The following is a 12,467-nucleotide window of genomic DNA, read 5'->3' on the forward strand; positions in this document are numbered from 1 at the left end:
CCCTTCCCGAAAGTCCTGCCGGACGGGCCTGCTCAATCGCCGCAGGGGCTGTAAGCAGCCCTGCCGGGCGGGCCTGCTCAATCGCCGCAGGGGCTTGATCTATCAAGCCCCGCCGGCGATTGAGGCGCGGGGTCCGGGGCGGAGCCCCGAGGCCTTGGCGGCGGTGCCGGTTACGCCTAAATTCAGGTCATGGCGGAGACCAAGCGCGAGATCGAGCGAAAGTACGACGCCCCGACCGACCACTTCCGGCTGCCCGACCTGCTCAAGGTCCCCGGCGTAGAGGCCGTCATCGACAAGGGCGTCGTCGAACTCGACGCCGTCTACTACGACACCGAGGACCAGCGCCTCGCCACGGACCGCATCACCCTGCGCCACCGCAGCGGCGGCGCCGACGCCGGCTGGCACCTCAAACTCCCGGTCGCGCTTAGCGAGGGCGTCCGCGACGAGGTGCAGGCCCCGCCCTCCACCACCCTCCCCCGCACCCTCGCGGGCCTCGTCCGCTCCCGGGTCCGCGGCGACGAGCTCATCCCCGTCGTCCGGCTCCGCTCGTCGCGGGACGTGTCCCACCTGACCGGAGCCGACGGCTCACTCCTCGCCGAGGTGTGCGTCGACGCCGTACGCGCCGAACGGGCCGACGGCGAACGCACCACCACCTGGACCGAGATCGAGGTCGAACTCGCGGACGGCGCCGACCCGGCCTTCCTCGGCAAGGTCGAAAAACGCCTCCGCAAGGCCGGCGTCGAACGATCCGCCGCCACATCGAAGCTGGCCCGCGCCCTGGAAGAGACCGGAGCCACACGCCGTGCGAAACGGGAGGCGCCCGCCGGAGCGGGGGCGGACACCGCCGGCGCCCACGTCCTCGCCCATCTGCGCGCCCAGCGCGACGCCCTCGTCGAGCTCGACCCCGCCGTGCGCCGCGACCTGCCCGACTCGGTGCACCAGATGCGCGTGGCCACCCGCCGGATGCGCAGCGCGTTCAAGACGTACAAGAAGGTGCTCGACCCGGCCGTCACAGAGCCCGTCGGCGAGGAACTGAAGTGGCTCGCCGCCGAGTTGGGCATCGACCGGGACCGCGAGGTGCTCACCGAGCGGATCACCGGCCGGATGGACTCGCTGCCCCGCGCCCTGCTGCTCGGCCCCGTCCGCGGCCGCCTGCGCACCTGGTCCGTCGCCCGCCGCCAGGGCTCGCGCCGGCACACGGTCGCCGTACTCGACGGCACGCGCTACCTCGACCTGCTGCGGAGCCTCGACGCGCTGCTCGCCGAGCCGCCACTGCGGGGGAAGTCCGCCGACCGCCCCGCCGCCCAGGTCCTCACCAAGGCCGCCCTCAAGGACCACGCCCGCCTCGCGACACGCATCGAGCACGCCCTGTCGCTCTCCGCTGGCCAGGACCGCGACCTCGCGATGCACGACGCCCGCAAGTCCGCCAAGCGCGCCCGGTACGCGGGGGAGGCCGCGGTCCCCGCCCTCGGCAAGCAGGCCAAGGCGTTCGCCCGCGCCATGAAGGACGTACAGACGCTGCTCGGCGACCACCAGGACAGCGTGGTCGCCCGCGAGGCCCTGCGCGACATCGCGGTGCAGGCGCACGCGGCGGGGGAGTCCGCTTTCACCTGGGGCCTCCTGTACGGCCGGGAGGAGGCGTCGGCGGCGGACCGGGAGCGGGAGCTCCCGGGTATCTGGGAGAGGGCGGCGAAGCCAGAGCTTTCGGCGGGTTAGCCTTGAGGGTCACCCCTGTCAGCTCACGAAGGTCAACGGTATGTCTGCCGAAGCCGCCGCCTCGACGGTGGAGTCTGTCTTTCCGCAGCTCGAAGCCCTGCTGCCGCATGTGCAGAAGCCGATCCAGTACGTCGGGGGTGAGCTGAACTCCACGGTCAAGCCGTGGGAGGAGTGCGACGTCCGCTGGGCTCTCATGTACCCGGACGCGTACGAGGTCGGCCTGCCCAACCAGGGCGTCATGATCCTTTACGAGGTGCTCAACGAACGTGCGGGCGTCCTCGCCGAGCGCACGTACAGCGTGTGGCCGGATCTCGAGGAACTCATGCGCAAGCACGAGGTTCCGCAGTTCACGGTCGACTCGCACCGCCCGGTGAAGGCCTTCGACGTCTTCGGGCTCAGCTTCTCCACCGAGCTCGGCTACACGAACATGCTGACCGCGCTCGACCTGGCCGGCATCCCGCTGGAGTCCAAGGACCGCGGGCTCGACGATCCGATCGTGCTCGCGGGCGGCCACGCCGCGTTCAACCCCGAGCCGATCGCCGACTTCATCGACGCCGTGATCATCGGCGACGGCGAGCAGGCCGTGCTCGACATGACGGAGATCATCCGCAAGTGGAAGGCCGAGGGCCGTCCCGGCGGACGCGAGGAGGTCCTGCTCCGCCTCGCGAAGACCGGCAGCGTCTACATCCCGGGCTTCTACGACGTCGAGTACCTCCCCGACGGCCGCATCGGCCGCGTCGTGCCGAACCGATCGGGCGTCCCGTGGCGGGTGTCCAAGCACACCGTCATGGACCTCGACGAGTGGCCGTACCCGAAGCAGCCCCTCGTACCGCTCGCGGAGACCGTCCACGAGCGGATGTCCGTCGAGATCTTCCGCGGCTGCACCCGCGGCTGCCGTTTCTGCCAGGCCGGCATGATCACGCGTCCCGTACGGGAGCGAAGCATCACCGGCATCGGCGAGATGGTCGACAAGGGCCTCAAGGCGACCGGCTTCGAAGAGGTCGGCCTGCTCTCCCTCTCGTCCGCGGACCACTCCGAGATCGGTGACGTCGCGAAAGGCCTGGCGGACCGGTACGAGGAGGACAAGATCGGCCTGTCCCTCCCCTCGACCCGTGTGGACGCCTTCAACATCGACCTCGCCAACGAGCTGACGCGCAACGGCCGCCGCTCAGGACTCACCTTCGCCCCCGAGGGCGGCAGCGAGCGGATGCGCAAGGTCATCAACAAGATGGTCTCCGAAGAGGACCTGATCCGTACGGTCGCCGCCGCGTACGGCAACGGCTGGCGCCAGGTGAAGCTGTACTTCATGCTCGGCCTGCCCACCGAGACCGACGAGGACGTCCTGCAGATCGCGGACATGGCGGCGAACGTGATCGCCAAGGGCCGCGAGGTCGCGGGCAACGACATCCGCTGCACGGTGTCGATCGGCGGCTTCGTCCCGAAGCCGCACACCCCGTTCCAGTGGGCGCCGCAGCTCAGCTCCACGGAGACGGACGAGCGTCTCGCCAAGCTCCGCGACAAGATCCGCGGCGACAAGAAGTACGGCCGCTCCATCGGCTTCCGCTATCACGACGGCAAGCCCGGCATCGTCGAGGGACTGCTCTCGCGCGGCGACCGCCGCATCGGCTCCGTCATCCGCGCCGTCTACGAGGACGGCGGCCGCTTCGACGGCTGGCGCGAGTACTTCTCCTACGACCGCTGGATGGCCTGCGCCGCCAAGACGCTGCCCGCGTACGGCGTGGACGTCGACTGGTACACGACGCGTGAGCGTACGTACGAGGAGGTCCTGCCCTGGGACCACCTGGACTCCGGTCTCGACAAGGACTGGCTCTGGGAGGACTGGCAGGACTCGCTCGACGAGACGGAGGTCGACGACTGCCGCTGGACGCCGTGCTTCGACTGCGGGGTGTGCCCCGCGCTCGACCTCGACATCCAGGTCGGCCCGACGGGCAAGAAGCTGCTGCCGCTGACGGTCGTCAAGTAGCGGTATCCGCACACGCGAAGGGGCGGCCGGTTTCTCAACCGGCCGCCCCTTCGCGGTACTTGGGCCTACTTGCTCGCGGCGAAGCGCATCAGGGCGTGCTCGTCGCCCTGCTTGATCTTGCCCGGCGTGTTGATCACTTCGAGCTTCCAGGAGCTGCCGACCCGCATGGCCTTGGCGACCGCGCAGCCGTTGTCACTGGTCATCAGGGACGGCCAGATGTCGGCGACCTGCTGCGAGCTGCCGCCCGTCGCGTCGTACACCTTGAAGCTGATGTTGCGGGCCTTCTGGAACGAGCTGCCCTTCTTGTACGCGGCGGCGACGAACACGATCGACGTGATCTGCTGCGGAAGGCGCGAGAACTCGACGGTGACGGTCTCGTCGTCCCCCTCGCCCTTGCCTGTCTGGTTGTCACCGCTGTGCGCGAGCGAGCCGTTGCCCATCGGGTCCAGCGAGTCGAGCCCGGCCAGGCGCACCGGGTCGCCGCCCTGCATCGCGACGGCGATCAGGTCGAGGTCCGTGCCCTGCTTGCGGCGCAGCGCACCGAGCACGCCGCCGCTGGCGCCGGCGGTCGGGTCCCAGGACACCCCGATGGACAGGTGGGTCACCCCGTCCAGGTCGGCGGGGCCGTCTTCCTTGGTGAGTGTGATCATGTGTGACTCCTCCCCCTATGACATAACTGCGATATTGCAGACTTCACCGAACATACGGCGTACGCGCACGAACCGGCTACGCGGGGCCGCATCCGCGACAGCTCCGTGAGCGTCTGGAGAGGCATGGACTTGGAGAAGCGCGACGGGCGGCCGCGCCCCGAACCCGCGCCCGAAGGCTGCCTGGTGGCCGCGATCCGGCTGCCGCTGCGGATCCTGATGGTCGTCCTCGTGGTGCCCGTACGCCTCGTGTGGGACGCGCTCGCGGCGGCCGGGCGCTTCGTGGGCCGGTGGCTCCTGCTGCCGCTCGCGCGCGCGAGCGGCTGGGTGCTGTACGGCCTCCTTGTGTGGCCGTGCCTGATGCTGTGGCGCTACGTCCTCGCGCCCATCGGCCGTGGACTGCGCTGGCTCGGACGGGTGTTGCTGGTCGTCCCCGCCGTGTGGCTGTACGCCCATGTCCTCGCCCCCGTCGGAAGGGCGCTGCGGGACTACGTGTTGGCGCCGCTCGGCCGTGGACTCGCCTGGCTCGTACGGGTGTTGGTCGTGGTGCCGCTGCTCGCGCTGTGGCGCTACGTCCTGGTGCCGGTCGGCCGGGTCCTCGGCGTGGTGCTTCGCGAGATCCGGGACGCGCTGTGCGTCGCCTGGCGGATCGCGGGATACGTGTCCCGCGCCGTCGGCCGGGCGCTGCGGTGGCTGATCGTGGACCCGCTGCGCTGGGTCTACCGCACCGTGCTCACCCCGGCCGGACACGTCGTGCGCGACTACGTGCTGCGGCCCCTCGCGCGCGTGGCCGCGAGCGCCCGCGCCGCGGCCCGGCAGGCACGGGCCGATGTACGACGTGCGCTGTTCGGCACACCGCCGCGGCCGGAACCGCAGGTCAGCGACCAGAGGGAACCGGGCGGCTCGCAGGGACGTAGTCTTGATGGAAGTACGACCGCTCTCACGCAGACCGCATTCATTAAGGATTAGGACACTGGGCAAGCGACAGCCCGTAGGCCCGCCGCCCGCACCCGCGGTGCAGCGCATCCGACTGCGCTACACCAAGCGCGGCCGCCTCCGGTTCACCAGCCACCGAGACTTCCAGCGCGCCTTCGAGCGTGCGCTGCGCCGCGCCGCGGTGCCCATGGCGTACTCGGCGGGGTTCACGCCGCACCCGAAGGTGTCGTACGCCAATGCCGCCCCCACCGGCACGGGCAGTGAGGCCGAGTACCTGGAGATCGCGCTCACCGCGCCGCGCGACCCCGAGAAGCTCAGGGAGCTCCTCGACGAGTCGATGCCCACGGGCCTCGACATCGTGGACGCCGTGGAGGCCCGCACCTCGGGCCTCGCCGACCGGCTCACCGCCTCCGTGTGGGAGCTGCGTCTCGACGGCGTGAGCGTCGAGGAGGCCGGGCGCGCCGCGGAGGCGTTCCGCGCCGCCGAGAGCGTCGAGGTACAGAGGAAGACAAAGAGCGGGATCCGGACGTTCGACGCCCGTGAGGCCGTCGTCAGCCTGGACGCGCACGGGGCTCACGAGGTACCCGGCGTTTCGGCTGGTCCGGCTGATAGGCCCAGCGACACGGCCTGTGCGATACTGCGGCTGGTTGTTCGGCACGTGACGCCTGCCGTACGACCCGACGACGTCCTGTCCGGTCTTCGCGCCGTGGCCGACCTGGCGCCGCCGGTCCCCGCAGCGGTGACCAGGCTGGCGCAGGGGCTCTTCGACGCAGAGACAGGCACGGTGACCGACCCGCTCGCGCTCGACCGCGAGGCAGCTGGGGCCGCCCCACAAAAGGCGACCGCAGGAACTGCCACCGCGACGGCGCCTGCCGTGGAAGGTCCCGCGTAAGGCGGTCGTCGTAGCGCCGCCCTCGTACTCGGGAGCCATCTGGGTCGGGCAGCGCACCCACCCAAGGACTTTCGCGAGGCCGTACGTACATCGCGTACCGGAACCGGCGAGAACAGACAGAGAGCCTCCGTGCGGCGCCCGCGCCCCGGACCGGCGGCACCGCGCTCGACTCGATGCGCGTGAGCCGCAGACGTCACCGGTCACGGATCAGGCGCGGCGCCCGGAGGCCCGACGGGAGATCCACCCGCATGCCCGAGACCGAACCCACCAACCCTGAGCTGGACAGCCCCAGCGACACCCTGCCCCCGCGCCGTCGGCGCCGGGCCGCGTCGCGCCCCGCGGGCCCTCCGGTCGCGGCGACCGCCTCCACCGAGGACGCCGCTGTGGCCATACCGGCCACTGCCACCCCGACTCCGGCCGCCGCCGAGGCGACCGTCGAGACCCCCGAGACTTCCCCGGCCGCCGAGGCCCCGGAGCCCGCCGCCCGCCCGCGCCGCCGCGCGACCCGGCGCGCCTCCGCGCCCACCGGTGCGCCCGCCGAGCAGGCCGGGGCGACGACCGTGGTGGCGGAGCCCGCCGAGCCCGTCGCCGAGCCCGTCGCGGAGCAGGAGCCGGCCGCCGCCGAGGAGCCCGCCGCGCCGCGCCGCAACCGTCGCCGTGCCACCCGCACCGTGTCGACCCCGGACGCCCCGGCCGCCTCCGTCGAGGAGCCGCAGGCCGAGCCGGCCGCGGCGCCCGCCGCCGAGCCGGAGCCGGTCGCCGACGAGGGCTCCGGGCCGCGTCGCAACCGTCGCCGCGCCACCCGTGGCGCCGCCGCGCCCAGCGCGCCCGCCGGTCCCCCCGAGATCTCCGACGCCATCGCCGCCGAGACGACGGAGGCCGAGTCGACGGAGAACGCCGGCCCCACGGAGAACGCCGAGAACGGCGACGACGAGTCGCCGCGCCGCCGGCGCCGCGCGACCCGCAAGGCCGCCGGCGGTTTCGCCGAGCCGAAGGCGACCAGGGCCACGAAGGCCGCGAAGTCCGCCAGGTCCGGATCGAAGCCGGCGCGGTCCGGCCGGGACGAGCAGGACGACGAGACGCGCCCGAAGCGGGCCTCCGTCGCCACGTTCCAGGCGCCGGTCTTCACCGAGCCGATGTTCCAGACGCCGGAGCGGGCCGCCGCGGCCGCCGCGGCCGAGGCCGCCGTCGAGAAGCAGCCCGAGCCCGAGCCGGCCGCCACCGCTGTCGTCGAGGAGGACCTGGGGCCGCGCCGTCGCCGCCGCCGTCGCGCTGCCGACGAGCAGCCCGCCGAGGCCGAGGCCACCAAGGCCACCGAGGCCGTGACCGAGGCCAAGGACCAGCGGGTCGAGGAGCACGACGAGAACACCGGGAACACCGGGGACGCTGACAACACGGACAGCACCGAGAACGCGGAGAACGACGAGCAGGACGAGCACGGGGACCGCCCGGCCCGCCGCCGTCGCCGGGGTGGCCGTCGCCGTCGCCGCGGCGAGTCCGGTGACGTCGACAACGACTCCGAGAACGACGACGAGTCCGACGACGCCGAGCCGGCCGCCGGGGAGTCCGAGGACGACCGGTCCGAGGACGACGAGCAGCGCGACGACTCCGCCGGTTCCGGCGGTTCGAGCAGCAGCCGTCGCCGCCGTCGCCGCCGCCGTCGTGCCGGTGACGGCGCCTCCGAGGGCGAGCAGCCGACGGACGACCCGGCGCGTACGGTCGTCAAGGTCCGCGAGCCGCGCAAGAAGGAAGAGCGGGCCGAGCGGTCGACGTCCTCGGACGAGGTGCAGTCCATCAAGGGCTCCACGCGTCTGGAGGCCAAGAAGCAGCGTCGCCGCGAGGGCCGTGAGCAGGGGCGCCGCCGCGTCCCGATCATCACCGAGGCCGAGTTCCTGGCGCGCCGCGAGGCCGTCGAGCGCGTCATGGTGGTCCGCCAGCACGGCGAGCGCACCCAGATCGGCGTGCTCGAGGACGACATCCTCGTCGAGCACTACGTCAACAAGGAGGAGTCGACCTCCTACGTAGGCAACGTGTACCTGGGCAAGGTCCAGAACGTGCTGCCGTCGATGGAGGCCGCCTTCATCGACATCGGCAAGGGCCGCAACGCGGTGCTCTACGCCGGTGAGGTCAACTTCGAGGCGCTCGGCATGGCCCACGGGCCGCGCCGCATCGAGACCGCGCTCAAGTCCGGCCAGTCCGTGCTCGTGCAGGTCACCAAGGACCCGATCGGCCACAAGGGCGCCCGCCTGACCAGCCAGGTCTCGCTGCCCGGCCGCTACCTGGTCTACGTGCCCGAGGGCTCGATGACCGGCATCAGCCGCAAGCTGCCCGACACTGAGCGCTCGCGCCTGAAGACCATCCTCAAGAAGATCGTCCCCGAGGACGCGGGCGTCATCGTGCGCACCGCGGCCGAGGGCGCGAGCGAGGACGAGCTGCGCCGCGACGTAGAGCGTCTGCAGGGCCAGTGGGAGGACATCCAGAAGAAGTCCAAGCAGATCTCGACCTCGTCGCCGAGCCTGCTGTACGGCGAGCCGGACATGACCGTCCGCGTCGTGCGCGACATCTTCAACGAGGACTTCTCCAAGGTCATCGTCAGCGGCGAAGAGGCGTGGGACACCATCCACGGCTACGTCAACCACGTGGCGCCCGACCTGTCGGACCGGCTGTCCAAGTGGACGTCCGAGGTCGACGTCTTCGCGACGTACCGGATCGACGAGCAGCTCGCCAAGGCGCTCGACCGCAAGGTGTGGCTGCCGTCCGGCGGCTCCCTCGTGATCGACAAGACCGAGGCCATGATCGTGGTCGACGTCAACACCGGTAAGTTCACCGGCCAGGGCGGCAACCTCGAAGAGACCGTGACGAAGAACAACCTCGAGGCGGCCGAGGAGATCGTGCGTCAGCTGCGGCTGCGCGACCTCGGCGGCATCGTCGTCATCGACTTCATCGACATGGTCCTGGAGTCCAACCGGGACCTGGTCCTGCGCCGCCTGCTCGAATGCCTGGGCAGGGACCGTACGAAGCACCAGGTCGCCGAGGTGACCTCGCTCGGCCTGGTCCAGATGACGCGTAAGCGTGTCGGCCAGGGCCTCCTGGAGTCCTTCTCCGAGACCTGCGTGCACTGCAACGGCCGCGGCGTCATCGTGCACATGGAGCAGCCCACGGCCGCCGGCGGCGGTGGCAAGCGCAAGAAGCGCGGTCGCGGCGGCAACGGCGCGGACCACCAGCACGAGACGCACGAGGCCCCGGCTGCCGAGCAGCCCGAGTCCGAGGCCGAGGTCGCCGCGGAGGCGGCCGCCCCGGTGGCGCTGCCCGAGCCCGAGTTCGTTCCCGACGAGGATCTGTACTCGAGCGCCGCCGAGGCGGAGGCAGCCGCGGGCAGCCGTGGCCGCTCGCGCCGTCGTGCCACGCGTCGTGCGTCGGCCCCGGCCGGTGCCCCGCAGGCGGAGGACGAGAAGCCGGCGAGGTCCGGCAGGAAGTCCAAGGCCGAGCGGGCCGCGGAGCGCAGGGCCGCCGAGGCCGAGGCCACGCCCGAGCCGGTCGTCGAGGAGCCGAAGGCCGCCGAGCCGGTCGAGACCCCCGCGCCCGAGCCCGTGCAGGACGAGGCCCCCGCGCCGCGCCCGCGCCGCCGTGCCACGCGCAAGGCGTCCGCTCCCGCCGGTTCCCCGAAGGCGTCCTCGGAGGAGGCCGCCGCGGTGACCGTCACGGAGCCGGTCAAGGCCGAGCCCGTGGAGGAGCCGAAGGCCGTCGAGCCCGAGGCGCCGAAGGCCGAGGTGACCGAGGCCGCGGCCCCGGCCCGCCCGCGCCGTCGCGCCGTCCGCAAGGCGACCGCCCCGACCGCTGCCGAGGACACGGCCGTCATGGTCGTCCCTTCGGCCACGGAGGAGGCTCCCGTGCCCGAGGAGGCGCCCGCCGCCAAGAAGGCCGTCCGTAAGACGGCCAAGAAGGCGACGGCGAAGAAGGCCGCCACCAAGAAGGCGGCAGTCAAGAAGACGGCCGCTACCGAGGAGGCCGCCTCCGAGGAAGCCCCGTCCGAACCGGCTGCCAAGAAGACGGCCGCCAAGAAGACGACGGCCAAGAAGGCGGCGGCGAAGAAGGCCCCCGCCAAGAAGACGGCCGCGAAGAAGACGACGGCCAAGAAGACGACCGCGAAGAAGACCGCGGCGGCCGAGCAGCAGTCGCTGCCGTCCGTCTCGACCGCGGCCGACGAGGCCTGAGGCTCCGCCCGGACCGAGTGACGACGCCCCGCACAGCGCTGCTGTGCGGGGCGTCGCCGTATGTACGGGCAAGTCGTTCATTGCCGTGGTTTTCGGCGACGTGAGAGATCTCGAAGAGCGCTCGATTCGCCCCGTGCCTCTTGGTGCGCGGCCAACCGCCTGTAAAAATCATGCGGTCATACAAGTGAAGGACATGGGTGGGCGTTGGGGAGACGTGTACTCGTGTCAGGGGAGGGAATCGATGGCGCACGTGCGTCTCAGAGGTACGGGCAGACACCGTGCCGCGAAGCCGGCCAAGGCCGGACGGCAGGTGGTGGCCCTGGCCACCGTGCTCTCGGCGGCCGGGGTGCAGGCGGGGGTCGCCGCGGGAACCGCGCAGGCGGACGAGGCACGGACCTGGACCGAGGGGCCGATCTTCAACAACCCGGTGGGCGCCACCCAGGAGCAGTACGCGATCCGCACCAGGCTCGTCGAACTGACGGACGCCGCACTGCCCGGCTCGACCATCAAGGTCGCCGTCTTCCACGTGTGGGAGCAGACGATCGTCGACGCACTGAAGCGCGCCAGGGACCGCGGCGTGCGCGTGCAGATCCTGCTGGACTCGACGAGCAAGACGGACCGGCCGGACAACACCGTGTACGCGCAGCTGGTCGCGCTGTTCGGCACCAGCCGCGCCAACCCGTCCTTCGTGCAGCTGTGCCCCACGAACAAGTCCTGCCTCGGCGACCCGAAGTTCGGGAAGTCGATCATGCACAACAAGTTCTGGCTGTTCTCGGCCGTCGAGGGCGCCACGAACGTCGTCGTGCAGACCACCGCGAACTCCACGCCGTCCGCGAGCACGAAGTTCTTCAACGACGCGCTCCAACTGCCCAACAACCGGGTCCTGTACGGCGCGTACGCCGACTATTTCGACGACATGGCCGCCAAGGACTGGGCGAACTGGGACTACCGCACGGTCAGCAACGGCCACTACAAGGCGTACTTCTTCCCGCGGGCCGGCACCACCAACTCCACGGACACGCTGCACTCGGTGCTCAACAACGTCGCGTGCACCTACAAGGACGCGGCGACCGGCGCCACGAAGAAGACGATCGTGCGCGCCGCGATCTTCCAGATCACCCGGCAGGCCATCGCCGACAAGCTGGTCTCGCTGAAGAAGGCGGGCTGCACGGTCCAGATCGAGTACGCGACGTCCGACAGCGGCACCTGGAAGTCGATGCACGCCACGGGCGCCCCGCCGGTGCGCTGCTACAACGACCCGCGGACCTCGCCGACGACGCCGTACATCATCCACACCAAGTACGTGGCGATCGACGGCATGTACGACGGCGCGCGCAACAAGATCACGTTCACCGGCTCGCAGAACGCCTCGAACCCGGCGCTGCGTGAGAACGACGAGGCGTACCTCAAGATCGACGACGACTCCGTGCACGACACGTACGTGCAGCACTTCAACAAGGTGTGGGGCATCGCCTACCCGGGCGTCTCGGACAACACGAACCTGTGCAAGGGCGTCAAGACGCCGCCGCAGGACGGTGAGGTCAAGCCCGCGTGAGCCTGCCGGTCACGGGCCGGTTTGCCCTTCTGTGGGGCGCCCCGTAACCTTGACCGTCGGCGTGTCCATCGATACGCCTCACTCCCGTAAACCTTTTTCCTCTCGGTTTTCGCCAGGTTCCCTCGTGAAATCCGGGAGAGGCCGCCTCGTGCGGCTGGACTGCGGGGGTCCCGTTCCGAGCGAAAAGAGAGATCCGTGTACGCCATCGTGCGCAGCGGTGGTCGCCAGCACAAGGTTGCTGTCGACGACATCGTTGAGGTTGACAAGCTTCCCACCGCCAAGGTTGGCGACACCGTAGAGCTCTCTACGCTGCTCGTTGTCGACGGCGACGCCGTGACCAGCGACCCGTGGGTCCTGGCCGGCATCAAGGTCCAGGCCGAGGTCGTGGACCACCACAAGGGCGCGAAGATCGACATCCTTCGCTACAAGAACAAGACCGGCTACCGCCGTCGCCAGGGTCACCGCCAGCAGTACACGGCGATCAAGGTCACCGGTATCCCCACGGCTGCGAAGTAAGGGACTG

8 protein-coding genes are annotated in these 12,467 nt (G+C 71.0%); 7 read left to right on the top strand and 1 reads right to left on the bottom strand.

The features are described from left to right. The first annotated feature begins 189 nt into the window (after window positions 1-189). Together ACWD2L_RS36930 and ACWD2L_RS36935 are read left to right on the top strand one after the other, a co-directional pair. Window positions 190-1,716, top strand: a complete 1,527-nt coding sequence (locus ACWD2L_RS36930) for a CYTH and CHAD domain-containing protein (RefSeq protein ID WP_351344275.1) — start codon at window positions 190-192, stop codon at window positions 1,714-1,716. Between the two features lie 40 nt (window positions 1,717-1,756). Beyond that, window positions 1,757-3,700 (top strand): TIGR03960 family B12-binding radical SAM protein, encoded by a 1,944-nt coding sequence (locus ACWD2L_RS36935; protein ID WP_351344272.1) that lies wholly within the window; start codon window positions 1,757-1,759, stop codon window positions 3,698-3,700. Window positions 3,701-3,765: 65 nt separating this feature from the next. On the opposite strand, the gene ACWD2L_RS36940 is transcribed toward ACWD2L_RS36935, so the two are convergent. Beyond that, window positions 3,766-4,350 carry a TerD family protein gene (locus ACWD2L_RS36940; RefSeq protein ID WP_351344269.1) on the bottom strand — a complete coding sequence of 195 codons (585 nt, stop codon included), beginning with the start codon at window positions 4,348-4,350 and terminating at the stop codon, window positions 3,766-3,768. Between the two features lie 123 nt (window positions 4,351-4,473). Between ACWD2L_RS36940 and ACWD2L_RS36945 the strand changes: the two genes are divergently transcribed. The 5 genes from ACWD2L_RS36945 (at window position 4,474) to rplU (ending at window position 12,460) form a co-directional block, all read left to right on the top strand. Beyond that, window positions 4,474-5,316 carry a hypothetical protein gene (locus tag ACWD2L_RS36945; protein WP_351344266.1) on the top strand — a complete coding sequence of 281 codons (843 nt, stop codon included), beginning with the start codon at window positions 4,474-4,476 and terminating at the stop codon, window positions 5,314-5,316. Window positions 5,317-5,362: 46 nt separating this feature from the next. After that, window positions 5,363-6,175: a TIGR03936 family radical SAM-associated protein gene (locus ACWD2L_RS36950; RefSeq protein ID WP_351344263.1), complete on the top strand. Its 813-nt coding sequence runs from the start codon at window positions 5,363-5,365 to the stop codon at window positions 6,173-6,175. Window positions 6,176-6,423: 248 nt separating this feature from the next. Beyond that, window positions 6,424-10,389, top strand: coding sequence for an Rne/Rng family ribonuclease (locus ACWD2L_RS36955; protein ID WP_351344260.1), 3,966 nt, complete (start codon window positions 6,424-6,426; stop codon window positions 10,387-10,389). Window positions 10,390-10,630: 241 nt separating this feature from the next. Then, window positions 10,631-11,944 carry a phospholipase D-like domain-containing protein gene (locus ACWD2L_RS36960; protein WP_351344257.1) on the top strand — a complete coding sequence of 438 codons (1,314 nt, stop codon included), beginning with the start codon at window positions 10,631-10,633 and terminating at the stop codon, window positions 11,942-11,944. Between the two features lie 195 nt (window positions 11,945-12,139). Continuing rightward, on the top strand, window positions 12,140-12,460 hold the full coding sequence (gene rplU / locus ACWD2L_RS36965; RefSeq protein WP_326024203.1) for a 50S ribosomal protein L21: 321 nt from the start codon (window positions 12,140-12,142) through the stop codon (window positions 12,458-12,460). Window positions 12,461-12,467: the final 7 nt, after the last annotated feature.

This window comes from Streptomyces sp. NPDC002754 (assembly GCF_053592315.1).

Excerpts from the sequence above, each read along its gene's own strand:
- ACWD2L_RS36930 (WP_351344275.1), top strand. The coding sequence starts at position 190 with ATGGCGGAGACCAAGCGCGAGATCGAGCGAAAGTACGACGCCCCGACC.
- ACWD2L_RS36935 (WP_351344272.1), top strand. The coding sequence starts at position 1,757 with ATGTCTGCCGAAGCCGCCGCCTCGACGGTGGAGTCTGTCTTTCCGCAG.
- ACWD2L_RS36940 (WP_351344269.1), bottom strand. The coding sequence starts at position 4,350 with ATGATCACACTCACCAAGGAAGACGGCCCCGCCGACCTGGACGGGGTG.
- ACWD2L_RS36945 (WP_351344266.1), top strand. The coding sequence starts at position 4,474 with ATGGACTTGGAGAAGCGCGACGGGCGGCCGCGCCCCGAACCCGCGCCC.
- ACWD2L_RS36955 (WP_351344260.1), top strand. The coding sequence starts at position 6,424 with ATGCCCGAGACCGAACCCACCAACCCTGAGCTGGACAGCCCCAGCGAC.
- ACWD2L_RS36960 (WP_351344257.1), top strand. The coding sequence starts at position 10,631 with ATGGCGCACGTGCGTCTCAGAGGTACGGGCAGACACCGTGCCGCGAAG.